Origin of the sequence: Bartonella sp. AP3QHHD, assembly GCF_042195765.1 — a bacterium.
GTDB lineage: Bacteria > Pseudomonadota > Alphaproteobacteria > Rhizobiales > Rhizobiaceae > Bartonella.
In genome coordinates, this window is sequence record NZ_JBHIPC010000040.1 from 22,721 (window position 1) to 49,438 (window position 26,718).

Annotated in this window: 33 protein-coding genes and 1 pseudogene; 1 reads left to right on the forward strand and 33 read right to left on the reverse strand. The window is 39.7% G+C overall.

The features are described 5' to 3' along the window. Positions 1 to 167 precede the first annotated feature (167 nt). Positions 168 to 1,151, reverse strand: a complete 984-nt coding sequence (locus ACFIL7_RS02155; protein ID WP_375633788.1) for an RluA family pseudouridine synthase — start codon at positions 1,149 to 1,151, stop codon at positions 168 to 170. 206 nt (positions 1,152 to 1,357) lie between these two features. On the opposite strand from ACFIL7_RS02155, the gene ACFIL7_RS02160 reads away from it, so the two are divergent. Beyond that, positions 1,358 to 3,139 (forward strand): glucan ABC transporter ATP-binding protein/ permease, encoded by a 1,782-nt coding sequence (locus ACFIL7_RS02160; RefSeq protein WP_375671851.1) that lies wholly within the window; start codon positions 1,358 to 1,360, stop codon positions 3,137 to 3,139. 1,256 nt (positions 3,140 to 4,395) lie between these two features. On the opposite strand, the gene alaS is transcribed toward ACFIL7_RS02160, so the two are convergent. The 32 genes and pseudogenes from alaS to ACFIL7_RS02320 form a co-directional block, all read right to left on the reverse strand. After that, on the reverse strand, positions 4,396 to 7,062 hold the full coding sequence (gene alaS, locus ACFIL7_RS02165) for an alanine--tRNA ligase (RefSeq protein ID WP_375634736.1): 2,667 nt from the start codon (positions 7,060 to 7,062) through the stop codon (positions 4,396 to 4,398). Between the two features lie 204 nt (positions 7,063 to 7,266). Then, on the reverse strand, positions 7,267 to 8,310 hold the full coding sequence (recA, locus tag ACFIL7_RS02170; RefSeq protein WP_273791424.1) for a recombinase RecA: 1,044 nt from the start codon (positions 8,308 to 8,310) through the stop codon (positions 7,267 to 7,269). A 970-nt stretch (positions 8,311 to 9,280) separates the two neighbouring features. Continuing rightward, positions 9,281 to 10,606 carry a replication-associated recombination protein A gene (locus ACFIL7_RS02175; RefSeq protein WP_375683290.1) on the reverse strand — a complete coding sequence of 442 codons (1,326 nt, stop codon included), beginning with the start codon at positions 10,604 to 10,606 and terminating at the stop codon, positions 9,281 to 9,283. Positions 10,607 to 10,613: 7 nt separating this feature from the next. Further along, entirely contained in the window at positions 10,614 to 12,008 is a 1,395-nt protein-coding gene (locus tag ACFIL7_RS02180) for a DegQ family serine endoprotease (protein ID WP_375634735.1), read from the reverse strand. Between the two features lie 267 nt (positions 12,009 to 12,275). Next, entirely contained in the window at positions 12,276 to 12,704 is a 429-nt protein-coding gene (gene rplQ / locus ACFIL7_RS02185) for a 50S ribosomal protein L17 (RefSeq protein WP_273791421.1), read from the reverse strand. 24 nt (positions 12,705 to 12,728) lie between these two features. Next, the gene (locus tag ACFIL7_RS02190; RefSeq protein ID WP_375611485.1) at positions 12,729 to 13,742 is read right to left on the reverse strand and encodes a DNA-directed RNA polymerase subunit alpha; all 1,014 of its coding nucleotides are present in this window, start codon (positions 13,740 to 13,742) and stop codon (positions 12,729 to 12,731) included. 94 nt (positions 13,743 to 13,836) lie between these two features. Continuing rightward, the gene (gene rpsK, locus ACFIL7_RS02195; RefSeq protein WP_007347762.1) at positions 13,837 to 14,226 is read right to left on the reverse strand and encodes a 30S ribosomal protein S11; all 390 of its coding nucleotides are present in this window, start codon (positions 14,224 to 14,226) and stop codon (positions 13,837 to 13,839) included. A 114-nt stretch (positions 14,227 to 14,340) separates the two neighbouring features. Beyond that, positions 14,341 to 14,709 carry a 30S ribosomal protein S13 gene (gene rpsM / locus ACFIL7_RS02200; protein WP_026500557.1) on the reverse strand — a complete coding sequence of 123 codons (369 nt, stop codon included), beginning with the start codon at positions 14,707 to 14,709 and terminating at the stop codon, positions 14,341 to 14,343. Positions 14,710 to 14,889: 180 nt separating this feature from the next. Further along, positions 14,890 to 15,468 carry an adenylate kinase gene (locus ACFIL7_RS02205; protein WP_375633793.1) on the reverse strand — a complete coding sequence of 193 codons (579 nt, stop codon included), beginning with the start codon at positions 15,466 to 15,468 and terminating at the stop codon, positions 14,890 to 14,892. Continuing rightward, positions 15,465 to 16,811 (reverse strand): preprotein translocase subunit SecY, encoded by a 1,347-nt coding sequence (gene secY / locus ACFIL7_RS02210; protein ID WP_375617729.1) that lies wholly within the window; start codon positions 16,809 to 16,811, stop codon positions 15,465 to 15,467. Before secY ends, ACFIL7_RS02205 begins: the two co-directional genes overlap by 4 nt. A 161-nt stretch (positions 16,812 to 16,972) precedes the next feature. Next, complete coding sequence (rplO, locus tag ACFIL7_RS02215) at positions 16,973 to 17,440, reverse strand: 50S ribosomal protein L15 (RefSeq protein WP_375617728.1); 468 nt, start codon at positions 17,438 to 17,440, stop codon at positions 16,973 to 16,975. 20 nt (positions 17,441 to 17,460) lie between these two features. After that, positions 17,461 to 17,667 (reverse strand): 50S ribosomal protein L30, encoded by a 207-nt coding sequence (gene rpmD / locus ACFIL7_RS02220; RefSeq protein ID WP_375611481.1) that lies wholly within the window; start codon positions 17,665 to 17,667, stop codon positions 17,461 to 17,463. A 31-nt stretch (positions 17,668 to 17,698) separates the two neighbouring features. Further along, positions 17,699 to 18,247, reverse strand: a complete 549-nt coding sequence (rpsE, locus tag ACFIL7_RS02225; protein WP_375617727.1) for a 30S ribosomal protein S5 — start codon at positions 18,245 to 18,247, stop codon at positions 17,699 to 17,701. Between the two features lie 111 nt (positions 18,248 to 18,358). Continuing rightward, on the reverse strand, positions 18,359 to 18,721 hold the full coding sequence (gene rplR, locus ACFIL7_RS02230) for a 50S ribosomal protein L18 (RefSeq protein ID WP_273791414.1): 363 nt from the start codon (positions 18,719 to 18,721) through the stop codon (positions 18,359 to 18,361). 12 nt (positions 18,722 to 18,733) lie between these two features. Further along, positions 18,734 to 19,267, reverse strand: coding sequence for a 50S ribosomal protein L6 (gene rplF, locus ACFIL7_RS02235; protein WP_375617726.1), 534 nt, complete (start codon positions 19,265 to 19,267; stop codon positions 18,734 to 18,736). 39 nt (positions 19,268 to 19,306) lie between these two features. Next, complete coding sequence (rpsH, locus tag ACFIL7_RS02240; RefSeq protein ID WP_375613142.1) at positions 19,307 to 19,705, reverse strand: 30S ribosomal protein S8; 399 nt, start codon at positions 19,703 to 19,705, stop codon at positions 19,307 to 19,309. Positions 19,706 to 19,719: 14 nt separating this feature from the next. Beyond that, complete coding sequence (rpsN, locus tag ACFIL7_RS02245) at positions 19,720 to 20,025, reverse strand: 30S ribosomal protein S14 (RefSeq protein WP_375617724.1); 306 nt, start codon at positions 20,023 to 20,025, stop codon at positions 19,720 to 19,722. A gap of 24 nt (positions 20,026 to 20,049) precedes the next feature. Then, positions 20,050 to 20,607 (reverse strand): 50S ribosomal protein L5, encoded by a 558-nt coding sequence (rplE, locus tag ACFIL7_RS02250; RefSeq protein WP_375617723.1) that lies wholly within the window; start codon positions 20,605 to 20,607, stop codon positions 20,050 to 20,052. Further along, positions 20,600 to 20,914, reverse strand: a complete 315-nt coding sequence (rplX, locus tag ACFIL7_RS02255; RefSeq protein WP_375617722.1) for a 50S ribosomal protein L24 — start codon at positions 20,912 to 20,914, stop codon at positions 20,600 to 20,602. The genes rplE and rplX overlap by 8 nt, the downstream gene beginning before the upstream one ends. 12 nt (positions 20,915 to 20,926) lie before the next feature. Then, positions 20,927 to 21,295, reverse strand: coding sequence for a 50S ribosomal protein L14 (gene rplN, locus ACFIL7_RS02260; protein ID WP_004855715.1), 369 nt, complete (start codon positions 21,293 to 21,295; stop codon positions 20,927 to 20,929). A gap of 144 nt (positions 21,296 to 21,439) precedes the next feature. Next, the gene (rpsQ, locus tag ACFIL7_RS02265) at positions 21,440 to 21,679 is read right to left on the reverse strand and encodes a 30S ribosomal protein S17 (RefSeq protein ID WP_012231991.1); all 240 of its coding nucleotides are present in this window, start codon (positions 21,677 to 21,679) and stop codon (positions 21,440 to 21,442) included. 11 nt (positions 21,680 to 21,690) lie between these two features. Further along, entirely contained in the window at positions 21,691 to 21,891 is a 201-nt protein-coding gene (gene rpmC / locus ACFIL7_RS02270) for a 50S ribosomal protein L29 (RefSeq protein ID WP_375606714.1), read from the reverse strand. 12 nt (positions 21,892 to 21,903) lie between these two features. After that, positions 21,904 to 22,317: a 50S ribosomal protein L16 gene (gene rplP / locus ACFIL7_RS02275; protein ID WP_375611475.1), complete on the reverse strand. Its 414-nt coding sequence runs from the start codon at positions 22,315 to 22,317 to the stop codon at positions 21,904 to 21,906. 36 nt (positions 22,318 to 22,353) lie between these two features. Further along, on the reverse strand, positions 22,354 to 23,064 hold the full coding sequence (gene rpsC, locus ACFIL7_RS02280; RefSeq protein ID WP_273791408.1) for a 30S ribosomal protein S3: 711 nt from the start codon (positions 23,062 to 23,064) through the stop codon (positions 22,354 to 22,356). Continuing rightward, positions 23,064 to 23,453, reverse strand: coding sequence for a 50S ribosomal protein L22 (gene rplV, locus ACFIL7_RS02285; RefSeq protein ID WP_273791407.1), 390 nt, complete (start codon positions 23,451 to 23,453; stop codon positions 23,064 to 23,066). The genes rpsC and rplV overlap by 1 nt, the downstream gene beginning before the upstream one ends. Before the next feature lie 2 nt (positions 23,454 to 23,455). Next, positions 23,456 to 23,734 (reverse strand): 30S ribosomal protein S19, encoded by a 279-nt coding sequence (gene rpsS, locus ACFIL7_RS02290; RefSeq protein ID WP_375617719.1) that lies wholly within the window; start codon positions 23,732 to 23,734, stop codon positions 23,456 to 23,458. A gap of 15 nt (positions 23,735 to 23,749) precedes the next feature. Next, positions 23,750 to 24,583, reverse strand: a complete 834-nt coding sequence (gene rplB, locus ACFIL7_RS02295; protein WP_375611474.1) for a 50S ribosomal protein L2 — start codon at positions 24,581 to 24,583, stop codon at positions 23,750 to 23,752. Between the two features lie 20 nt (positions 24,584 to 24,603). Then, positions 24,604 to 24,897 carry a 50S ribosomal protein L23 gene (locus tag ACFIL7_RS02300; protein ID WP_273723987.1) on the reverse strand — a complete coding sequence of 98 codons (294 nt, stop codon included), beginning with the start codon at positions 24,895 to 24,897 and terminating at the stop codon, positions 24,604 to 24,606. Next, positions 24,894 to 25,514 carry a 50S ribosomal protein L4 gene (gene rplD, locus ACFIL7_RS02305; RefSeq protein ID WP_375613145.1) on the reverse strand — a complete coding sequence of 207 codons (621 nt, stop codon included), beginning with the start codon at positions 25,512 to 25,514 and terminating at the stop codon, positions 24,894 to 24,896. Before rplD ends, ACFIL7_RS02300 begins: the two co-directional genes overlap by 4 nt. Positions 25,515 to 25,516: 2 nt before the next feature. Then, positions 25,517 to 26,254 (reverse strand): 50S ribosomal protein L3, encoded by a 738-nt coding sequence (gene rplC, locus ACFIL7_RS02310; RefSeq protein WP_273791404.1) that lies wholly within the window; start codon positions 26,252 to 26,254, stop codon positions 25,517 to 25,519. Positions 26,255 to 26,281: 27 nt separating this feature from the next. Next, positions 26,282 to 26,590 (reverse strand): 30S ribosomal protein S10, encoded by a 309-nt coding sequence (gene rpsJ, locus ACFIL7_RS02315; protein WP_005773267.1) that lies wholly within the window; start codon positions 26,588 to 26,590, stop codon positions 26,282 to 26,284. A 61-nt stretch (positions 26,591 to 26,651) separates the two neighbouring features. Further along, positions 26,652 to 26,718, reverse strand: a pseudogene (locus ACFIL7_RS02320) (elongation factor Tu); the annotation flags it as partial.

The window sequence follows — 26,718 nt, forward strand, 5'->3', positions numbered from 1 at the left end:
AAGATCTGTAGAAAGAAAGCCATGATATTCGAAAATTTCATCACTCAAAAACACAATTTTCTCATAGCAATTGACTTATCAAAAACTTTCTTCAAATAATGCCCTATTCATCTTATAAAATTTATAGACAAAATTTGTATCAATCAAAAAGAACAAATGAAGTTTGTTTAGTTGGTTTCAGCATCACTCTCATTAAAAGATAAAAGATTAAAACTTTGGACCATATGAGGTGGTAAAGGTGCAACAATGTCCAATATTCCTCCTGAAGGATGAGGAATACGAATACGACGTGCATGAAGATGAAGACGATTTTGAATTCCTCCTGGTAATGTCCAATTACTATCAGAAAAAAAATACTTTGTATCGCCAATGATAGGATGATCCATATGGGCAGCATGCACACGAAGCTGATGTGTTCTCCCTGTATAGGGTTCCATTTCAAGCCACGAAAGAGCCCGCCCTCGCGTATCTAAAACGCGATAGTAGGAAACCGCATGATGTGAATCTGGCTCCCCATGTTCACAAACACGCATTTTGTCACCTTGTGCAGTCATTTCCTTAACCATCCACGTTGAAATTTTGTCCTGCTTTTTTTTAGGCACACCCCGAACCAACGCCCAATAAGTCTTTTTTGTTTCTCGCGCTCTAAAAGCAGCAGTTAAGGACTGAGCAGCTCCCCTTGATCGCGCAACAATAAGCACACCCGACGTCTCACGATCAAGACGATGAACCAAACGCGGCTTTTCACCTTTTTTATTGCGCCATACCTCAAGCATACTATCCATATGACGTGTTAAACCAGAGCCTCCTTGTACAGCCAACCCAGCTGGTTTATTAAAAACAAATACCTTTGGATCTTCATAAAGCAGCATTTTTTTCAAAACGGTCCCATCATCCTGCCCACGAAGTGTTTTATCCGTTATTGAAAGATTTTCCTTGTCATTAATAGGGAGAGGTGGAATACGAACAGCTTGCCCTATACAAAGACGCGTATCGGCTTTAACACGTCCACTATCAACCCGTATCTGACCAGAACGCAACAATTTTTGCAAAGCTCCAAAACCAAGTCCTGGATAATGCACTTTAAACCAGCGATCTAAGCGCATTCCATTTTCATCTGCCTCAACTTTTTTTATTTCTATGCCTGCCATGAAAATTCCCTTACCTGATAATTTTATTGATCTATTTTTGCGCCTTTATAAACACAAAAATTCATATTTTAGTTGGTTTTATCACACCATATTACAGTTAGTATCCAAAATTTCCTTTTCTTAACGTCCAAATTTTATTAGCTAAAAACTAAGCGTTGTAAAAATCAACAGCCTTTACGCTTAATAGCGAATGGAGATAATTAACCGTGTCCTTATTCAAAACCTATGCACGTGTTCTCACTTACCTAAATAGAGAAAAAAATGCATCCCTTTTAATCTGTACCGCTAATGTTATATTAGCTATTATCACTATTGCAGAACCTATTTTATTTGGACGGGTTATTGATTCTATTACAGACAAAACAGCTATCATCCCTACTCTTGCCATTTGGGTTTGTTTTGGACTTTCACATATTATTGCTTATGTCCTTGTTGCTCGCGGTGCTGACCGCTTAGCCCATAGACGCCGCTTAACGGTTTTAACGGAATCTTTCGAACGTATCATTGCCATGCCTTTAATTTGGCATCAACAACGTGGAACTTCCAACGCACTCCATACACTTTTGCGCGCAATAGATTCCATGTCAACCATATGGCTTGATTTTATGCGCCAACATCTCTCAACGCTTGTCGCCTTATTGGTTCTCATCCCCATAGCGTTTAATATGAATTGGCGTCTTTCAATAGTCTTGGTTGTGCTTGCCATCATTTATGTATTAATTGCACGTTTAGTGATGCGAAAAACAAAAGACGGACAAGCCGCTGTAGAATGCTATCATCATAACCTTTTTAAACATGTCAGTGATTCAATCTCTAATGTTTCCATTGTACAAAGTTATAACCGAATAAAAGAAGAAACTTCCATACTGCATCAACATACAAATGCTCTTCTTAAAGCACAAAATCCTGTTCTCAATTGGTGGGCGCTCGCCAGTGGCTTAAATCGAATGGCTTCAACAATTTCAATCGTTTGTGTTCTTCTCCTTGGAGCTTTTTTTGTTGCAAAAGATCAATTACGAGTAGGTGAAGTCGTTGCTTTTGTTGGATTTGCACAACTCATGATTAGCCGCCTAGACCAAATGAGCAATTTTATTAATTGTGCAATATCCTCACAAGCAAAACTGCAAGAATTTTTTGAAATGGAAGACTCAACCTTTCATATCAACGAACCACAAAATCTTCCTTCCCTCCAAAATGTTAAAGGCGCCATACAATTTCATCACGTGACCTATCAATTCCCAAATTCTTCTCAAGGTGTTTTTGATATTTCCTTTGAGGTTAAAGCAGGACAAACTGTTGCGATTGTAGGACCAACAGGGGCTGGAAAAACAACATTGATCAATCTGTTGCAGCGCGTATACGACCCTACCCTTGGGCATATCTCCATTGATGGAATAAATATATGCTCAATCAATCGCGAATCTTTACGCAAATCTCTAGCAACAGTATTTCAAGACTCGGGTCTTTTCAACCGTACTATTCATGACAATATTTCAATAGGAAAAGCGAGCGCAACGAATGAAGAACTTTATGAAGCAGCAAAAATAGCAGAAGCTCACGATTTTATTCTAAAAAAAGCTGATTGTTATAACACAATGGTGGGCGAACGAGGATCTCAATTATCAGGTGGAGAAAAACAGCGACTAGCAATTGCACGCGCTGTTTTAAAAAATGCCCCTATTCTCATTCTAGATGAAGCAACAAGCGCTCTTGATGTTGAAACAGAGGCACGTGTCAAAGATGCTCTCGATTGCATAAGCCATAACCGCACTACTTTTATTATAGCACATCGCCTCTCAACAGTACGCAATGCTGATGTGATACTCTTTCTGGATCATGGTCACTTAATGGAAAAAGGAAACTTTCAAGAATTGATCGATAAAGGGGGACGTTTCTCTAATTTTTTAAAGGCAAGTGGTTTAACAATCAAACCACCAGAAAGAGAAGGAGAAAATGTTATCCCCTTACATGAAGCCATAGCATCATAAAAACGATACTCTTCATAGATCTTATGCAAAAAATGCCTCTTCAATACAAGATAGAGTGCTTATATATGATACAAGTAAAAAGATTTCTAAAAATGCCACAATCCATTTTAGGTATTTAAGAAAAATATTAAAACAGTTTAGTATTTTCTCTGCTATTGCAATTTTACTAGATTAGAACAAAAATATTTTCCTATATCTGTGCATATTGACGAGTATACATTCTCATTTAGGGAAAATGTAAAGATGTAAAGGTAAAAACAATTTCCAGTTTTACCGTCTTCTTTTAACTCAGCTTTACGAATTTCAAAACGAACTAAAGTAATATCTTTTAAATAATGAATATTATGTATTGCGTTGCACTTTTGTTTATCACTTTCTTTATAGTCCTCTCATAAAGAACAGAACATCATTGTTTTGCACATTCATATGACTTTTTTTAAGAAACATTTTTCAATGCTCTTAAGCCCATTTCACAACGACATTCGTGAGTGGTTTTGATTAATTTAACATACACAGAATTTGAAATAATAAAACCCTACGAATATTCGTAGCTCTTGTTCAAAAGATAAAACGATAAATTATCATTATAACTCAATGTATTAAAGCAATTTTATCATAAATAAATTAGATGTTAATCTAAATCTTTAGATTTATGTGATATTCCTTTGATTCATATTGATAATTCATTACTTTATAATATGAAATAAAGATTTATAAAGATAGGAGAATATTCCTTTCAAGACCTTTTAATAATAAACCAAAAAACTGTTTTTTTGTACATAACAAGCAAAATGAAAACAATAGCTCTAAGATATAACAACGCTTTTATAAGCCTTTTCAAGGAAAGAGATTTTATTCATTTGAAAACTAATCGAATAATGACAGCTTATAACTTTATAAGGATAATCGTATGCAATAAATCTTATATTTTTCTTTCATAAAAAGAGATGTTTCTTCAAAAAATCTATAAGAGCAACATAATAACTAGTCTCCCTAGTAAAAGAATACACAGCAAAGCATGAAGTGCTGCATAATCTATCTTATCTTAAAAAGGTGATTCCTGAAACGCTTGGAAGCTATAAAGCCAAATGATAAAGTGGTGATAAAGACAAACACTGTCTTTATCTTTACAATTGTATTTTCCCCAATTACGCTGTATCTGCATTTCAGAAATACACCAGACAGATATTCATGATACATAGATGCCAACCAAATATAACAATGTGAAAAACACCTATGCAGAATGATTTCATTCTTTAATTTTTTTCAAGAAAATCTTTTAGTGCCGCAAATGCCTCCTCAGCTTTGTTCCCCTCAGGACCACCAGCCTGCGCCATATCAGGACGGCCACCTCCACCTTTACCACCAAGCATCGCTGAAAGAATACGAACGAGATCTACAGCATTTAATTTATCCGTTAAATCATCCGTAACACCGACAACAGCACTCCCTTTTCCATCCTCCGAGACACTAATAAAAGCAACCACTCCAGATCCAATTTGTTTTTTCTCAGAATCGACAAGCGCCTTAAGATCCCGTGGTAAAATATTTTTAACAACGCGTCCGGTAAAAGAAAACCCATTGATGATGATAATATCATCTTGGCTCCTTTCTGTTATTCCACCACTCAACATCATTTTCTTGCGTACATCATTCAATTCTTTTTCAAGTTTACGACGATCATCAAGCAAAATTCGCACCCGTTCTTCCACGCCAACAGAAGAAATTTTTAAAAGATCAGCAATTTCATGAATACGTTCATCTTGGCGGCTAAGATAAAGACGTGCTTCTTTGCCTGTTAAAGCTTCAATACGCCGCACTCCAGCTGAAACAGAACTTTCAGAAACAATATGAATCAAACCGATATCACCTGTTCGCTCCACATGTGTCCCTCCACAAAGCTCAATTGACCAACGCTTTTTTAATCTTCCCTGTTCAAGTGGCTCCCCCATAGAAACAACACGAACTTCATCACCATATTTTTCACCAAACAATGCCATGGCTCCTTCAGAAATGGCATCATCTACAGCCATGAGGCGCGTTATCACTCTACTATTTTGCAAAATAATCTCATTGGCTAAATCTTCTATTTTTTTCAACTCTTCTGGTGAAACGGATTTTGGATGTGAAAAATCAAAACGCAACCGATCTGGCGATACAAGAGAGCCCTTTTGTGTAACATGGTCCCCCAATGTTTGGCGTAAAGCTTCGTGTAACAAATGAGTAGCAGAGTGATTCGCACGAATTTTCTTACGACGAACAATATCAACCGTTAATTCTACACAATCAGACCTCGATGCCTGACCAGATTTCACCTCCCCAATATGGATAAAAACACCATCACCCTTTCTTTGGGTATCATGCACCTTAAAAATAAAATTTTCACCAGAAATGATACCGCTATCACCAATTTGCCCACCAGATTCACCATAAAAAGGTGTCTGATTAACAACAAGCATAGCTTTCTGACCTGAAGAAATATGATCAACAATTTTACCATCACACACAAGAGCTGTAAGAATACCTTTCGCCGTCTCAGTTTCATAACCTAAAAATTCTGTAGCCCCCACTTGATCACGAACAGAAAACCAGATTTTTTCTGTTCCAGCTTCTCCAGAACCAGACCAATTGGCACGTGCCTCCTCTTTTTGGCGTTCCATCGCTTTATCAAAAGCACCAACATCAACAGATATTCCGCGACGACGAAGAACATCTTGCGTCAAATCAAGCGGAAAACCATAGGTATCATAGAGCTTGAAAGCAACTTCACCATTCAAATAGTCCCCTTCTTTAAGATCGGTACTTGCTTCGTTCAACAAACCAAGTCCTCGTTCAAGCGTTTTACGAAAACGTATTTCTTCTAACCTTAAAGTTTCTGAAACCAAAGATTCAGCACGCACCAACTCAGGATAAGCTTGTCCCATTTCGCGAATTAAAGCAGGCAAAAGTTGCCACATTAAGGGCTCTTTAGCACCAAGAAGATGCGCATGACGCATAGCACGACGCATAATACGACGTAAAACATATCCTCTTCCTTCATTAGAAGGAAGCACACCATCAGCAATCAAAAATGCAGATGAGCGAAGATGATCAGCAATGACACGATGGCTGGCAATAAAATCACCCTTTGCCTCAATCCCTGTAATTTCTTCTGACGCGTCAATTAATGCACGAAAAAGATCAATGTCATAATTATCATGAACACCCTGTAAAACAGCTGCAATACGCTCTAACCCCATACCGGTATCAATAGAAGGGTGAGGTAAGTTAACACGTTCTTCCTTAGAAACTTGCTCATACTGCATAAAAACAAGATTCCAAATCTCAATAAAGCGATCCCCATCTTCATTAGCACTTCCAGGAGGACCGCCCCAGATTTCATCACCATGATCATAAAAAATCTCCGAACAAGGCCCACAAGGGCCTGTTTCTCCCATCGACCAAAAATTATCAGCCGTCGCAATACGGACAATTTTTTCATCTGGAAGACCAGAAATTTTACGCCACAGTTCAGCAGCAACATCATCACTCTGATAAACTGTCACCAACAATTTATCTTTTGGCAGGCAAAATTCCTTTGTTAAAAGATTCCATGATAAAAAAATAGCTTCTTCCTTGAAATAATCACCGAAAGAAAAATTACCCAGCATTTCAAAAAATGTATGATGGCGCGCCGTATAACCAACATTATCAAGATCATTATGCTTTCCACCCGCACGAACACATTTTTGTGCCGTTGTTGCCTGCGTATAAGAAGGTTGTTCAAGTCCAGTAAAAACATTTTTAAACTGCACCATCCCTGCATTTGTAAACATAAGTGTAGGATCATTCCGCGGAACAAGCGGACTAGAAGAAAGAACTTTATGCCCATTACGATGAAAATAATCCAAAAATATTGACCGAATATTATTAACATTATTCATGTTGACACCTGCTCAATACAGCACAAAACCATAAAAGAAAAATCCCCCTCATTAAATCCTCTTCGCCACGCATGGAGTCAATTTAATCAAAAATGGAATATTTGTTTTAAAAAATTGAGAAACAACGACTGCGTATTTAAAAACTCAAACAAAAAAACAGAAAAATCTTAAAGGAAAAAAATTATAAACGAAAAAAACGCCCCATCAAATGGCTTCATCACTTTCTATATTTTCTGACCCTGCATTTTCTAACAATTCAATCGCAATCAAACCAGCATTTTGGCGCAAAGCTGCTTCAATCTCTGTAGCTATTTCCACATGTTCACGTAAAAACTGCTTTGCATTCTCACGCCCCTGCCCTAAACGCTGAGAATTATAAGAAAACCATGCACCAGATTTTTCCACAACACCAACCTTGACACCCAAATCAATCAATTCACCTACTTTGGAAATACCTTCACCATAAATAATATCAAACTCAACCTGTTTGAATGGAGGTGCCAATTTATTTTTCACCACTTTAACGCGCGTCTGATTACCAACGATTGAATCCCTATCTTTAATGGATCCAATGCGACGAATATCTAAACGAACAGAAGCATAAAACTTTAAAGCGTTTCCACCCGTTGTCGTTTCAGGAGAACCAAACATCACACCAATTTTCATGCGAATTTGATTAATAAAAACAACCATACAGTTAGAGCGAAAAATTGCTGCGGTTAATTTTCGTAACGCTTTACTCATTAACCGAGCTTGCAATCCGGGCAAAGCATCACCCATTTCACCGTCAATTTCTGCTCGCGGTGTTAAAGCTGCGACAGAATCCACAACAAGCACATCAACGGCACCAGAACGAACCAACGTTTCTGTAATTTCCAATGCCTGTTCACCGGTATCTGGCTGAGAAATGAACAAGTTTTCTAAATCAACACCAAGCTTACGCGCATAAATAGGATCAAGCGCATGCTCTGCATCAATAAAAGCACAAATCCCACCACCTTTCTGTGCCTCAGCAATAGCATGGAGAGCCAATGTTGTTTTCCCAGAACTTTCTGGTCCATAAATCTCAACAATACGCCCCTTCGGTAATCCACCAATCCCTAAAGCAATATCCAAGGATAACGACCCTGTTGGAATTGTTTCAATTTCAACAACCTGCTCTTTTTGCCCAAGACGCATAATCGAGCCTTTACCAAAAGAACGTTCAATTTGTGAGAGAGCAGCATCGAGAGCTTTTGTTTTATCCACGATTATATCCTTGACCGAATCCATAATAACCTAAAACTTTAGTGTACACTGTACTTTTAATTTAACTAAAGGCTTGAGTTTAGATTTTCACAGACTATTTCCATTCCTATCTCCACATTATGTCCATAAACATTCATGACCATCACAATAAAGAATTGGCATTGCTTATCTTATGACACATAATAAACTTCAATAAAGTAATATCTCTATGGGAGCATAGTTAACATATTTATATCTCTCTAGAAAAGGAACAATTTAATTTTAAACACAATGTTCTACAACCCTTCTGCTTATCCCTTTGATTAAATACTTGAGAGACTAAGAATTCTCCCACTATTGATCACACAAAAAACGCATCATCAATCAACCTCATACCCTATTGCATCGAAGAACAAAACGCTATTGTGTTGCATATTCATGCACTTGATTTAAGAAACATCTCTCAAAACTTCCAAGCTCATTTTGTGACAACACCTATGAATGTGGTATACTGCAAAACCCTTTAGGCACCACCATCTTTACTCTATAGAAGGAGCAAGCCGGCACCATCACACTATTTATCATCCCCCAATGTTGCGACAGCTCTCGGCACTTGAGACGATTCATAAGAGGGATTTTTAGTCCTTTCTTGTACAGTTTTTATCACACGCTAATCCTGCTTGTAACATGCAAGCGAATAACTTGATTGCTTCAACAAATAACAGACTTGGGATGAGAGAAATTTACGGTATTTGAAACTTTCATTCAACTTACGAAACAGTCAATTATCATTATAAGTCAATATATTATTTAATAAAAACCAAAAAAAATAAAGCAGCTTAAAAGTTGAATGACATATTTAAATTTGAAAAAATATGCAATTTTGGAGATATCAAAAAAAAATCTCTACAAGCAATGCAATAAATGTTTAAAATATAAGCTAAATTTCTCATACAATAACATAAGAGATCAATAAAAAACGTATTTCAACTCAAATTTTATTTTGATCTTTACGTTTTTTGCGCAACTGTTGCCACCACTCAAGACGTTTCACAATTTCACGCTCAAAACCACGCTCAACTGGTTTATAATAACTCTGACGCCCAAGTTTTTCGGGAAAATATTCTTGTCCTGAAAAAGCATCTGGTTCATCATGGTCATAACAATAACCACTTCCATACCCTTCTTCCTTCATAAATTTCGTAGGAGCATTAAGAATATGCTTAGGAGGTGGTAAAGAGCCATTTTTGCGTGCACAACGCAGTGCTGCTTTATACGCAAGATATGCTGCATTTGACTTTGGCGCAGTTGCAACATAAAGACATGCTTGCGCCAAAGCCAATTCTCCTTCTGGTGATCCTAAATAATCATAGGCATCTTTTGCTGCATTACAAATGACAAGAGCTTGAGGATCCGCCAAACCAACATCTTCAACGGCTATACGAACCAATCTTCGCCCAATATAGAGAGGATCTTCACCAGCATCCAACATACGTGCCAAATAATAAAGCGCAGCATCAGGATCAGATCCACGAACGGATTTATGCAACGCTGAAATGAGATTATAATGCCCATCTCGTCCTTTATCATAAATAGGCGCACGACGCTGAATAACTTTTTGCAAAGCAACAACATCAAGAATCTCTCCCAATGATGCAATAGACCAAACTTCCTCTGCCAATGTTAACGCAACCCTCGCATCACCATCAGACATCTCTATCAAAACGTCTCTGGCATCATTATCCAAGGGAAGAGTTTTTCCCTCCACTTCTTCAGCACGCCTCAAAAGCATGTCCAAACTTTCATGATCATGAGAAAGAAATGTTAAAACACGTGCACGCGAAAGAAGGGCAGCATTCAGTTCAAAAGAAGGATTTTCGGTTGTTGCACCTATAAGTACCACAGTACCCTCTTCCATCACAGAAAGAAAACTATCCTGCTGTGCACGATTAAACCGATGAATTTCATCAACAAAGAGAAGTGTTTTATCCCCAGATATAAAACGCCTCTGCGCAACTTCAAAAATCTTTTTAAGTTCAGAAACTCCTGTAAAAATAGCAGAAACCTGTTCAAACGCGAAATTTGTTTCAAGGGCTAACAAACGTGCAACGGTCGTTTTTCCCGTCCCTGGAGGTCCCCAAAAAATCATCGATCCAATTGAGCCTGTTGCCGCCATACGTGAAAGCAAACCATCCTCTCCAATCAAATGCTTTTGTCCCACAACATCATTGAGAGAACAAGGGCGCATTCTTTCTGCTAGTGGCTGATTTTTATTAACTTGAAAATCAAACGACGAAGTAAAAAAATCTTTCTTCAAAAAAACCTCAACGAATAAATTGGCGAATATACATACCATCACGTTCATATTCCAATTGCCACATATTTGAGCGACCTTGCATAAGAACCTTTTTCAACTGATGAACTGTTTGAATTTTATGGCCATTTACAACACGTAGAATATCTCCTGACTGAAAAATTCCAGCAGCATTGCTCATTTCCTCAAGATTGGTAATCACAACCCCTTTTGCAGATATAGGAAGATGAAAACGTCGACTATTTTGCGGTGTTAAATCTAACACCTCAGCACCAGCAAGAGGACTTTCACCCGTAATTTTTTCAGATTTTAAAAATGCAGTTTCTGATATCGATGAAACTGTTATTTGTGTTTTTAAAGTTTTTCCACTTCGTAAATATTCCAAAGCAAGACTATGCTCAACGTCAGCTGTCATCAAACGATACCCAAGACTATCTGGGCTGTCAACGCGTACCCCCTGCACACTCAAAATAACATCACCTACTTTCAATCCAGCTTTTTCAGCAGGACTATCTTTGATAACTTCAATAATCAGAGCACCATAGGGACGTTCTAAACCTAAACCACCAGCAATATCAGGTGTAACATTTTGAAAAGAAGCCCCAATATAAGGCGGCACAAAATATTTTCCACCGCGTTTAACAGTATCAAGCATTACTTTTACAAGATTAACTGGAATAGCAAAACCAATCCCTACAGAACCACCGGAACGCGAATAAATAGCCGTATTAATTCCGATTAACTGACCTTTCATATCAATTAAAGCGCCACCAGAATTCCCTGGATTAATGGCTGCGTCTGTTTGAATAAAAAAGTCAAAATCAGAAATCCCAACACGTGTACGCGCTTGCGCTGAAACAATACCACTTGTAACTGTTTGACCAACACCAAAAGGATTACCAATAGCAAGAACAAGATCACCAACTTCAACAGTATCAGAATTTCCCAAAGAAAGAACCGGAAATTGAGCATCTTTTTCCTTAACTTCAAGAATTGCAATATCAGTTGCTTCATCTTTGAGCACGACCTTACTCTCAAACTCCCGTCCATCAGAAAAAGCCACTTTAATTTCGCTTGCATCTTTAATGACGTGGTAATTTGTAACGATCAAACCACGTGCATCAACAATCACCCCTGATCCTAATGACGATTGCTTACGAACAGGAAATTTATTTTGAAAACGACCAAAAAATTGCTCAAAAAATGGATCGCCTTCAAAAGGTGATCTAGCTCTAATTTGTCGAGCTGCATAAATATTTACAACAGATGGAACTGTCTTTTTAACTAAAGGAGCAAATGAAAGAGTGATTTCTGTTTGTGTTTGAGGAACATGAGCATATACATGATCAAATGATATCTGCATCATAATTACAAAAAAAATCTGCACCCAAAAAGAACACCTCATAATCCACTCCTTATAAAATCAGCACATTCTGTTGAAGATTAATAGAATAAAAAAACGTATCCCCGCAAATTAAGGACCTCTATTAATATTTCATAATAGAGAATAAAAACAACCTATTTGAACAATAAATATTATAAAAATAAGATAATTCAATATTCTATAATTTTCTCTCTGCACCTATTTCTCAACTAAAACAAACTTAAAAATGCTCACAAAAAAACCGCCCAAGACAAGGCGGCCTTTAAAAATCCAACAGAATAAAAAACTCTACGAAGATGTTCCCTTTTCATTCTCAGAAGCTTCCATGCGAGCACGATCCCCAGCACCCTTCGCTTCAACATCACGATCAACAAATTCTATAACAGCCATGGGCGCATTATCACCGGTACGAAACCCCGCTTTCATAATACGCAAATACCCACCGTTGCGTGATGCATAACGTGGCGCAAGCGTATCAAATAATTTCGCAACCTTTCCTGCATCACGAAGTGCTGCAATAGCTTGCCGACGCGCATGCAAACCACCACGCTTACCAAGAGTAACAAGTTTTTCAACAATAGGACGAATTTCTTTAGCTTTTGGAAGCGTTGTCACAATCTGCTCATGCTCGATCAACGAAGTTGCCATATTTGCAAACATCGCTTTACGGTGACTGGCAGTACGGTTCAACTTGCGTCCTGACTTACTATGGCGCATAAGCCCTCTCCTTAAATTCTAATTTTAATATTGATCTTCATAACGTTTTGCAAGATCATCAATGTTTTCAGGCGGCCACGCAGGAATCTCCATCCCAAGATGTAAACCCATACACGCCAAAACTTCTTTAATCTCATTCAACGATTTTCGACCAAAGTTCGGTGTCCGAAGCATTTCAGATTCTGTTTTCTGAATCAGATCACCAATATAGACAATATTATCATTCTTAAGACAATTTGCCGAACGAACTGAAAGTTCTAATTCATCCACTTTTTTGAGAAGAGCAGGATTAAAAGAAAGCTCAGAATCAGCCTCTTCAACAGGCTCCTTCTGTGGCTCTTCAAAGTTAATAAATAACGATAATTGATCCTGAAGAATGCGTGCTGCAAAAGCAACAGCATCCTCACCATTAACAGCACCGTTTGTTTCAATCGTGAGCGTTAATTTATCATAATCGAGAACTTGACCTTCGCGTGTATTTTCTACTTTATAAGATACCTTACGGATCGGTGAATAAAGACTATCAATTGGAATAAGCCCTATACGTGCATCATCAACACAATTACGATCAGATGGAACATACCCCTTTCCTGTGTTGACAATAAATTCCATACGAATTTCAGCTTCTTCATCAAGAGTACAAATAACATGATCTGGATTTAGAATTTCCATATCCCCAACTGTACTGATATCTCCCGCTTTCACGACACCAGGCCCCTCTTTATAAACGACGACACGTTTAGGACCTTCTTCTTCCATACGAAGCGCAATTTCTTTTATATTCAGAATAATATCCGTAACATCCTCACGCACACCTGGAATCGATGAAAATTCATGCAAGACACCGTCAATCTGCACAGCAGTAATAGCAGCACCACGAAGCGAAGATAACAAAACGCGACGAAGCGCATTTCCTAACGTTAAACCAAAACCACGCTCAAGAGGTTCAGCAATCACACTTATAATATTTGGATTATCATGTGCACATGATTCAACCTTATTGGGTTTAATAAGTTCCTGCCAGTTTTTCTGGATCATATTTTTATTCCCGTTCTTTAGTTCCGTTACCATTCAATCGTAACGACCAATGTGAACATCAGAGAAATCTCCGACAACAAAAAACAACACCCAATTAAACACGCCGCCTTTTCCGCGGACGACATCCATTATGAGGAATTGGTGTTACATCGCGAATAGAAGTAATGACAAAACCAACAGATTGCAATGCTCGTAGAGCAGATTCACGCCCTGATCCAGGTCCACAAACTTCAACTTCCAAAGAACGCATACCATGCTCTTGCGCTTTTCTTGCACAATCCTCCGCAGCAACTTGAGCAGCAAAAGGTGTCGATTTACGCGCACCTTTAAACCCCTGAGCTCCCGCAGATGACCAAGCAATTGCATTACCCTGAGCATCAGTAATAGTAATCATTGTGTTATTAAATGTTGAATTAATATGAACAACACCCGATGAAATATTTTTACGTTCGCGACGACGAACACGTGTGGCTTCCTTGGCCATAATTTCCCTTTCAACGATCTCATCACTGCCGTAACATCAGCAGCTCCACCTTTTTTTCCTTGTCAAACAAATCAAACAAGAAAAAGAACATATAAAAACCTTCCACAAAGGCCCTTATTTCTTCTTACCGGCGATTGCCTTAGCCGGACCTTTACGCGTACGAGCATTCGTATGTGTACGCTGTCCTCGGACAGGCAAAGACCGGCGATGACGCAATCCTCGATAACAACCAAGATCCATCAAACGCTTAACATTCATAGCAACCTCACGACGAAGATCACCTTCAACTTGATACCCCTGATCTATTGCCTCACGAATCTGCAGCACCTCAGCATCTGAAAGCTCATGCACACGACGCCCCAAAGGAATGCCAACTCTTTCAATAATTTCTTGAGCAAATTTTGGTCCAATCCCGTGGATATATTGAAGCGCAATAATTACACGCTTATTTGTCGGGATATTGACGCCAGCAATACGAGCCACGCCTACTCTCCTTAGTTATTTTTGACAAATTGTTATAAAATACCTGATATACCTTATAGAAAAAAATAGACTCAGAAAAAAATTCTTCCGAATCCTATTATTTCACTAAAATAAATTAAATTCACTTTTGATAGATTTCATCTCAAAAGTCAACTCTTTTCATTTATTTCTAAAAAAATCTCATGAAAGAAACCCTCTAATCATACGTGTCACTTCAGCAACACCAATCATTCCATCAATAACCTTCAACATTCCCCTCTCTGAATAAAATTTTGATAAGGGAGCTGTTTTTTCACGATATTCTACTAATCTTTTTGCAAAAGCAACAGGATTGTCATCTAAACGAACCTGTCCACCAGCCGCTATTGTTTCTTCAACGCGCTTCTTCATACGTTCAATCAACACGTCTTCATCAACACACAACTCAATAACAGCATTAAGCTGCGTATTTTTTGAATTCAGTATCTGTTGCAACGCTTCTGCCTGCCCTACAGTTCGCGGATATCCATCCAAAACAAAACCGTTTACACAATCAGCTTCATCAATCCGATCTGATACGATTTGATTAACAATACTATCAGGTACCAAAGCACCAGAACTTATAATAGCTTTAGCTTTTTTACCAATCTCCGTTTCTTTGGCAATCACCTCACGCAACATATCCCCTGTTGATAAATGAGGAATGCTATATTCCTCAGTCAACATTTTTGCTTGCGTACCTTTTCCCGCTCCAGGAGGACCTAAAAGAATAACTCTCATCGATTCCTTCTACCTCCACGAAGTTTTGATTTTTTTATCAACCCTTCATATTGGTGGGCAACAAGATGCCCCTGAATTTGAGCAACCGTATCAAGTGTAACAGTAACAACAATCAACAAGGATGTTCCCCCAAGATAAAAAGGAACCTGTAATGCAGATATCATAAATTCAGGTAACAAACAAACCAAGATAATATAAAGTGCCCCCACAACAGTAATACGCGTCAAAACGTAATCAATATATTCGGCTGTACGCTCACCTGGACGAATCCCTGGAATAAAACCAGAATGTTTTTTCAACTGATCTGCAGTATCACTTGGATTAAACACAATAGCTGTATAAAAAAAGCAAAAAAACGCCATTAAAAATGCATAAACAATCATATAAAGTGGCTGTCCATGACCAAGAGCATAAGAAATCTCCTGAACCCATTGTGGCATTTTATCAGAAAAATTATTAATAGTGGCAGGTAATAATAATAAAGATGAAGCAAAAATAGGTGGAATAACACCAGCAGTATTCAACTTTAAAGGAAGATGCGACATATCTCCTTGAAACATTTGATTACCGACCTGACGTTTCGGGTATTGGATAAGAATTCGCCGTTGCGCACGCTCTATAAAAACAATAAGCCCAATAACCAAAACAGCAATAAGAACGATTCCTATTAAAAGAAAAGTTGATAAATCAGCCTGACTATGAGCTGTCAAAAGCTGAGCAAAAGTAGAAGGAAAGTTGGCTACAATCCCTGTAAAAATGATAAGAGAAACCCCATTACCAATACCACGTGACGTAATTTGCTCGCCAAGCCACATAAGAAACATCGTTCCGCCAACAAGCGTAATAACAGAAGAAATACGAAACATAAGACCTGGTTCTAAAACAATTTGAAGCCCCGACCCTATACCGCTTTCAAGCGCAACCGCAATACCAAAAGCTTGTAGGATTGCCAATACGACTGTTACATAACGCGTATATTGATTGATAATCTTACGACCTAAATCTCCTTCTTTTTTAAGAGTTTCCAAAGAAGGAATAATAGATGTTAACAATTGCACAATAATAGATGCCGATATATAAGGCATGATACCCAGCGCAAAAATAGCCATACGCCCAACGGCACCTCCAGCAAACATATTAAAGAGTCCTAATACACCCGACGCGTGATGTTCAAATGTTTGCCGCAAAGCATCGATATTGATACCTGGAAGAGAGATGTAAGTGCCAAAACGATATACAAGAAGCGCCAACAGAGTAAACCAGATACGTTTCTTTAATTCAGTTGCACGCGAAAAGGTGCCGAAGTTTATATTGGAAGCAAATTGCTCTGCTGCTGATGCCATAAAACGTCTCCACTTTACACTCCAGTTCTTTAAATCACAGAAGTATAATCCTAAAATTCATATATGCATACATAAACAAATGCAGAACTTAAACAATTCTCCACAAAAGATCCCACAAAACAGATATCATTCTTCTTTAGGTCTCTATTCATATTAAAAAATTATCGAGCAATATCAGGAAGAATAACCTGACCACCCACTTTTTCAATCTTAACACGAGCAGCTTGTGAAGCACCAGAAACATGAAAGGTAATCTTAGTTTTCAAATCACCAGCAGAAAGAAGACGAACCCCATCTTTTTCACGACGAATAATACCAGCCTCTTTCAAAGAAACCATATCAACAGGCTTTTCAATATTCAACTTACCTGCATCAACTGCCAACTGAATACGTCCTAGTGAAACTTCATTGTAGGTTTTAGCAAAGAAATTCCTAAATCCACGTTTTGGCAAACGACGATAGATAGGCATTTGCCCACCTTCAAAACCATTAAGGGAAACACCAGAACGTGACTTTTGCCCTTTTACACCACGACCACCAGTCTTACCCATACCGGAACCAATACCACGCCCAACACGCTTACGATTTTTTGTTGCGCCTTCGCAATCACGCAGTTCATTGAGTTTCATATCTAATACTCCCGCAACCCTTAACCTTCATCTATAACGCGAACAAGATGCCGAACCCGAGCAATCATACCCCGCACACAAAGTGTATCATCTAAAACGCGCCGACGACGCATTTTATTTAGTCCAAGCCCCTTTAAGGTTGCACGCTGAATCTGTGAGTTTCGAATAGGGCTTCCAATTTGTTCCACAGTCACAGTTTTACCACTCTGAGATTTTTTCTGAACCATTTCCTAATTCCTTTTCTGATAATCTCAGAAACTACCCTTCTAGGTCGACTAAATGGCGACGACGCGCCTGCAAAGTCGAATACTTTATACCACGTTGAGCAGCAATATCTCTAGGATGCACTTGATGTTTTAATGCATCAAATGTTGCACGAACCATGTTATAAGGATTCGACGATCCTAGTGATTTTGCAACGACATCCTGCATACCAAGAGCTTCAAAAATAGCACGCATCGGTCCCCCAGCAATAATACCAGTACCAGCAGAAGCCGAACGTAGCAAAACACGCCCAGCTCCGTGACGACCTTCAAGATCATGATGCAATGTACGCCCAGACCGAAGCGGAACATAAATCATCCCACGTTTTGCAGATTCCGTTGCTTTACGAACGGCTTCTGGAACTTCACGGGCTTTACCATGTCCAAAACCCACACGCCCTTTTTGATCTCCAACGACAACAAGAGCGGCAAAACCAAAACGCCGACCACCCTTTACAACTTTAGCAACACGATTGATATGAACGAGCCTATCGACAAATTCATTATCGCGTTCTTCTCTCTCACCACGTTCTTTTTGTGCCATTCCTCATTCCTTTTTCTTTTCCGGAAGCACGATAACAAAGTCCCTCATCAAACTGGAAGAACTTAAACGAAATACTCTAAACTCTCCTTACTCATTCATAAATAAGAAATTTTAGAAATTCAAACCACCTTCACGAGCAGCTTCAGCTAAAGCTTTGACGCGACCATGGTACACATACGCTCCACGATCAAAAACCACCTCATTAACACCCGCTTTCTTCGCACGCTCAGCAATTAACTTACCAACAGCAAAGGCCGCCTTTTTATCAGCACCACTCTTTAACGATTTTTTCAAATCACTTTCAAGAGTAGAGGCTGAAACAAGTGTACATCCCCGCAAATCATCGATAACTTGAGCATAAATGTTCTGATTTGAACGATAAACACTAAGCCGAGGACGATCATGAGAAACCATTTTAATTCTACGACGAACACGCCTTGCACGACGTTGGATAATGTCCTTAGATGAAACCATAATACAAAATCCTTATTTCTTTTTACCTTCTTTACGGAAGATACGTTCATCTGCATGCTTAACACCTTTACCTTTATAAGGCTCAGGCCTACGATACTCACGAATCTCCGCTGCAACTTGTCCAACTTGCTGTTTATCAATTCCAGAAACAACAATTTCCGTTGGCTTAGGAACAGTCACAGTAACACCCGACGGAACTTTATAAACCACATCATGCGAAAAACCCAGAGATAGTTGAACATCCTTACCCTGCAAAGCAGCACGATAACCAACCCCATTAATCTCCAACCTCTTTTCAAAACCATCTTTCACACCACAAAAAATGTTCTCAATCATTGAGCGCGACATACCCCATTTAGAACGCGCATCTTTTGACTGATCCCGCGGCATAACTGATATGATATTGTCCTCAAGTTTGACTAAGACTTCATCATTGACGACGTAACTCAGCTCACCTTTTGGACCTTTTGCCTTAACCAGCTGACCTTCAACAGTAGCAGTAACTCCAGAAGGAATTGAAATGGGTTTCTTTCCAATACGAGACATTGTTCTAACCTACTTTTTCTTCCGTTTTCTTGACATAACTTAGAAAACACGACAAAGGAGTTCTCCACCAACATTCTGTTCACGCGCCTCATGATCTGCCATGACGCCTTTAGGAGTCGATAAAATCGAAATACCAAGGCCATTTGCCACCTGAGGAAGTGACTTAGCAGAAACATACACACGACGCCCTGGCTTTGATACACGTGAAATCTCACGAATAGCAGCCAGCCCTTCAAAATACTTCAATTCGATTTCAATTTCAGCTTTCCCATCACCTAAATCAATTCGATTATATCCGCGAATATAACCTTCCGACTGAAGAACATCAAGAACGTGTGCACGAAGCTTCGAAGCTGGAGTAACTACTTTACCTTTTTTACGACCAAGTGCATTACGAATACGTGTTAACATATCACCAAGAGGATCTGACATAGACATTAAATAATCTCCTCTTACCAACTAGACTTTACAATACCAGGAATATAGCCAATAGAGCCAAGTTCACGCAACGCAATTCGCGACATTTTTAATTTACGATAATAAGCCCGCGGACGACCTGAAACCTCACAGCGATTACGAATACGAACTTTCGAAGAATTACGCGGCAACTCTGCCAACTGAACAGAAGCTTTAAAACGTTCTTCAAGAGAAACCTTCTGATCCATAACTATTGCTTTCAAACGTGCACGACGAGCAGCATAGCACTTTACCATCAACTCACGACGCTTATTTTTTTCAACGGCACTTACTTTGGCCATAATTTCACCTCACTACGCTTGCCGTTACGAACGAAAAGGAAAATTAAAAGCACGCAATAACTCACGAGCTTCATCATCCGTTTTTGCTGTCGTACAAACAATAATATCCATGCCCCAAATTTGATCAACTTTATCATAGTTGATTTCTGGAAACACAATGTGTTCTTTAATACCCATAGCAAAATTGCCACGACCATCAAAACTCTTTGGATTTAAACCACGAAAGTCACGAACCCGCGGAAGAGCAATCGTCACAAGACGATCTAAAAACTCAAACATACGATCTTTACGCAATGTAACTTTAGCCCCAAGAGGCATTCCTTCACGAACCTTAAAGGTCGCAATAGAATTACGCGCACGCGTAACAACAGCCTTCTGACCCGTTATTAGCCCTAAATCCTCAGCGGCAAGGGAAGGTTTCTTGGAATCAGCAGTTGCTTCACCTATCCCCATATTTATTACAACTTTATCAATCCGCGGAATTTGCATTGCATTTCTGTAATTAAACCTCTCTTGAAGCACTTTACGAATCACTTCAAAATAATGCGCTTTCATACGCGGTATTTGTCTTTCCTCAGCCATTAATCAACTCTCCCGAACGCTTGGCAAAACGAACCTTATTACCATCTGCATTCACACGAAAGCCTACACGTGTAGGCCTACCATCTTTAGGATCAGCAATCGCCAAATTAGACAGATGAATCGGAGCTTCTTTAGAAATAATTCCAGCTTCTTGCTTCTGCGTTTGACGTTGATGACGTTTAATCATATTAATCCCACGAACAAAAGCCTTATTCTCTTTTGGACTAACCTTAATTACTTCACCACTACATCCTTTATCCTTACCGGACAAAACAACAACTTTATCACCTTTTCGAATCTTCTGCATAACATTTACTCCTTACAGAACTTCAGGAGCAAGCGAGATGATCTTCATATGATTCCTACCACGCAATTCACGGGGAACAGGTCCAAAGATACGAGTACCGATCGGCTCTTTTTTATTATCCACCAAAACCGCAGCATTACTATCAAAACGAATGACACTACCATCTGCGCGACGAATATCCTTAGCAGTACGAACCACAACAGCTTTCATAACATCACCTTTTTTAACACGTCCACGAGGAATTGCATCCTTAACCGAAACAACAATAATGTCACCGACCGAAGCATATTTCCGCTTTGAACCGCCTAACACTTTGATGCACATGACACGACGCGCTCCAGAATTATCAGCAACGTCGAGGTTTGTTTGCATCTGAATCATGACTGGCCACCTTCTCTTAACACATATATCCGATTGTACCTTTTACACACTCGGATTTGCCTGCCAAATAACGATAAAGTTATCGCCTTCAAATTTATCAATGATAACCACACTGTTAAATTCTAAAACAATAAGCTTAACTCATTACGCTACATTGTCTTTTACAACAATCCAACATTTATCTTTCGAAATTGGTCTAGATTCTTGAATAGAAACTTGATCCCCAATCTTAAATTGGTTGTTTTCGTCATGCGCTTTATAATTTTTAGACTGCCGAACAGTCTTCTTAAGAAGCGGATGAGAATAACGGCGTTCAACTTTGACAACAACAGTCTTATCACTTTTGTCGCTAATAACAACACCCTGCAAAACGCGTTTAGGCATCTCTTATTTCCTTAAACCTTACTTTCACTTATCTTTTGACGAAGAAAAGTTTTAATACGCGCAATATCACGACGAACTTGTCTAACGCGCGCAGTCTTTTCTAATTGACCTGTTGCTTTTTGAAAACGCAAATTAAATTGCTCTTTCTTTAACTTAGCCAATTCATCTTTCATTTGGTCGAGCGTTTGCGCCCGTAATTCTGTGGCTCTCATCGCTTAACCTCACTATTCAGCAATACGCTGGATGAAACGCGTTTTTATAGGCAACTTTGCAGCACCCAATCTTAGTGCTTCACGTGCAACATCCTCCGGAACTCCATCAAGCTCAAACATGACGCGCCCAGGAGCAACACGTGCAGCCCAATAATCAACACTTCCCTTACCTTTACCCATACGAACTTCAGTCGGTTTAGATGTAACCGGAAGATCTGGAAAAATACGAATCCACACACGACCAGAACGCTTCATATAACGTGTAATCGCACGACGCGCCGCTTCAATTTGACGAGCAGTGACCCGCTCCGGCTCAACAGCCTTCAAACCGTAGGCACCGAAATTCAAATCCGTACCACCCTTCGCAAAACCGTGAATACGGCCTTTGAACTGTTTACGGAACTTTGTGCGCTTTGGCTGCAACATTGTTCTCTACTCCAAATTTTAGTTCAATCTCAAAAACTAAGCATTTTCGCGGCGACGATTCGATGAAGAACCAGATTGATCAGCTTCCGTAGCACGACGTTCTGAAGCCATCGGATCATGCTCAAGAATCTCACCCTTAAAGACCCAAACTTTAATACCACAAATACCATAAGCGGTCTTAGCTTCTGCTGTACCGTAATCAACATCAGAACGCAAGGTATGAAGTGGAACACGACCTTCACGATACCATTCCATACGAGCAATTTCAGCACCACCAAGACGGCCAGAACAATTGATACGAATACCTTCCGCACCAAGACGCATAGCAGACTGAACAGCACGCTTCATTGCACGACGAAAAGCAACACGACGCTCTAACTGTTGAGCAATTGATTGCGCAATAATTGTCGCATCAATCTCCGGTTTACGAATCTCCACAATATTCAATGAAGTTTCAGCATCCGTCATTTCTGATAGCTTACGACGAAGCTTTTCGATATCAGCACCCTTTTTACCAATAATCAAACCAGGACGTGCAGAATGAATCGTAATACGACACTTTTTATGAGGACGCTCAATAACAACCTTAGAAATAGCTGCCTGTTTAAGCTCCTCAAGCACATATGAACGAATTTTCAAATCTTCATGAAGAAGGCGCCCATATTCACCACTATCAGCATACCAACGAGAGTCCCAAGTCCGATTAACACCAAGACGAAGTCCTATTGGATTGATCTTCTGCCCCATTACGCGGCCTCCACTTTTTCGGTAACTTCACGAACAATAACAGTAAGATGCGAAAATGGACGTTCAATTCTACTAGCACGCCCTCGACCACGAACATGAAAGCGCTTCATCACTATCGACTTACCAACATAAGCTTCCGCCACAACAAGCGAATCAATATCAAGATCGTGGTTATTTTCTGCATTTGCAATTGCTGATTCAAGCGTTTTTTTCACAGTAGCAGCAATACGCTTGCGTGAAAACATCAAATCAGCGAGCGCTACATTAACTCTTTTACCACGAATCATTGCAGCAACTAAATTAAGCTTCTGCGGACTAACACGAATTGTCCGCGTGACAGCTCTTGCTTCATTATCTTTAAGCTGGCGCGAAACTTTAGCTTTTCCCATTCCTACTTCCTCTTCGCTTTCTTATCGGCACCATGACCATAATAAGTTCGGGTAGGAGCGAACTCACCAAACTTATGCCCAACCATCTCTTCAGAAACAGAAACAGGAATATGCTTATTACCGTTGTAAACACCAAAAGTTAAACCAACAAATTGCGGTAAAATAGTAGAGCGACGACTCCATATTTTTATAACTTCGTTGCGCCCACTTGAACGTACCTTCTCTGCTTTACCAAGAAGATAGCCGTCAACAAACGGACCTTTCCACACTGAACGAACCACCTCAGACTACCTTTCTCATTTCTTGCGTTGATGACGCGTACGCATAATAAATTTATCAGTAGCTTTATTGGAGCGCGTACGCTTACCTTTCGTAGGTTTACCCCAAGGAGATACTGGATGGCGCCCCCCCGATGTACGACCTTCACCGCCACCGTGTGGATGATCAACGGGGTTCATAGCAACACCACGAACATGTGGACGCTTACCACGCCAACGTGACCGACCTGCTTTACCATCATTAATATTCCCATGATCAGGATTTGAAACAGCGCCAACAGTTGCAAAACAGCTACTCGGAACCAAACGCTGCTCACCAGAATTTAAACGAAGAATAGCCATACCATGATCTCGTCCAACCAACTGCGCATAAGCACCTGCTGAACGTGCAATCTGTCCGCCTTTCCCTGGCTTCATCTCAACATTATGAATAATTGTACCTACAGGCATATTAGCAAGAGGCATAGCATTACCTGGTTTAACATCCACATTTAAACCAGCCATAACAGAATCACCAACACCAAGACGCTGTGGTGCAAGAATATAACTCAATTGCCCATCCTCATAGCGGATTAAAGCAATAAAAGCGGTACGATTAGGATCGTATTCTAAACGCTCAACTTTTGCTGAAACATCACGTTTAAGACGCTTAAAGTCGACAAACCGATAACTACGTTTATGTCCACCACCCTGAAAACGAGCAGTAACACGACCGCGATTATTACGTCCACCCTTTGAAGACAAACCTTCAGTTAACATCTTTACAGGTTTTCCCTTATAAAGACAAGAACGTTCCACAATAACAAGCTGACGCTGCCCAGGTGTCGTTGGATTAAACTGCTTAAGTGCCATTATTCCTATCTCCGAGCCTCTTAAAGACCTGTCGAAACGTCGATAGTCTGACCACTGGCCAGAGTTACGATCGCTTTTTTGACATCACTCTGCCGACCAACTATACCTTTGAAACGCTTCACTTTACCCTTACGGACTATCGTGTTAACTGCTTTAACTTTTACGCTAAAAAGCGCTTCAATAGCAGCCTTAATCTCAGGCTTCGTCGCTTTCGGCGCGACATTAAAAGCAACTTGATTATATTCAGAAATCATAGTCGCCTTTTCAGTAATAACTGGACTAATAATTATATCATAATGGCGAAGATCTGTCATTTAAAACGCTCCTCAAGAGCCTCAACAGCTGCTTTTGATAAAACAAGTTTGCTGCGACGCAAAATATCATAAACATTAATTCCCTGAATAGGCAAAATGTCAATATTAGGGATATTAGAGGCTGCACGAAAAAAGTTAATATCAATCTCTTTACCATCAATCAAGAGAGCGTTATTAAATCCAAGCTTAGAAAAATGAGAAACAAGCATTTTCGTTTTAGCATCCTTAACAGTCAACTCATCCACAATAATTAAATCTTTTGCTTTTAATTTTGCAGATAAAGCAAGACGTAACCCAAGAGCACGAATCTTTTTAGGAAGATCATGCGCATGGCTACGAACCACCGGTCCATGTGCCTTACCCCCACCCCTAAACTGCGGTGCACGTGCAGATGAATGTCGAGCACGCCCAGTTCCTTTCTGTTTAAACATTTTTGCCCCTGTTCGCGACACATCAGAACGACCTTGGGATTGATGACTTCCCTGCTGACGACGTGCAAGCTGCCAACGAACAACACGTTGCAAAATATCCTCACGCGGAACAAGATCAAAAATAGCTTCAGAAACCTTTAATTTGCCAGCTTCATTACCATCAAGAGTTTTAATTACAAGATCCATTATTAGGCTCCCTCAACCTCAGAGGTTTCCGTCACCGGAGTAACCATTTCCGCTTTCTCCTTCACAAGACGGCGAATACCAGCAGGCTTTGGAGCATTATCAGGAAGACGCTTCTTCACAGCATCCCGTATCAAAATCCAAGAACCTTTAGAACCAGAAACAGCACCACGCACTAAAATTAAACCACGCTCACTATCAGTGGAAATAACTTCAATATTCTGTGTTGTTACACGCACTTGCCCCATATGGCCAGCCATTTTTTTACCTTTAAAAACTTTACCAGGATCTTGGCACTGCCCTGTAGAACCATGAGCACGATGTGTAATCGAATTACCATGAGAAGCACGATGCCCACCAAAGTTATGTCGTTTCATAACACCAGCAAACCCCTTACCAATACTGGTACCAGTCACATCAACTCTTTGTCCTGGAACAAAATGTTCCACTGTAATCTCAGTACCAACATCAAGAAGATTGTCGGGACTCACACGAAACTCTGCTATTTTGGCTTTAGGCTCAACAGAAGCCTTAGCAAAATGTCCACGAAGAGCTTGTGAAGTATTCTTAACCTTAGCAAAGCCTACACCTAATTGAACAGCAGTATAACCATTCTTTTCAACTGTACGCTGAGCAACGACTTGACAATTCTCCAAACGAAGTACCGTCACCGGCACATGCTCACCAGCATCATTATAAATACGGGTCATGCCCAGCTTCTGTGCTATTACACCTGAACGCATCGGGTCTGTTCCTTCTGTCCTCAAACCTCAGAGCTTAATTTCTACATCCACACCAGCAGAAAGATCGAGCTTCATAAGCGCATCCACTGTTTGCGGCGTTGGATCAACAATGTCAAGAAGACGCTTATGTGTTCGCATCTCAAACTGCTCACGACTTTTCTTATCGATATGCGGTCCACGATTGACCGTAAACTTCTCAATCCGCGTCGGAAGCGGAATGGGACCACGGACATTTGCACCGGTACGTTTAGCAGTCGATACGATCTCACGCGTCGACGTATCAAGAATTCTATGATCAAACGCTTTCAAGCGAATGCGAATATTCTGACTGTTCATGCTCTTTATTTCCCTGTTATACAAAGTGCCTTCAATAATCAAAGCACTCAACAAGCATTATTTATTCAATGATCTTAGAGACGATACCGGCACCAACAGTACGACCACCTTCACGAATAGCAAAACGA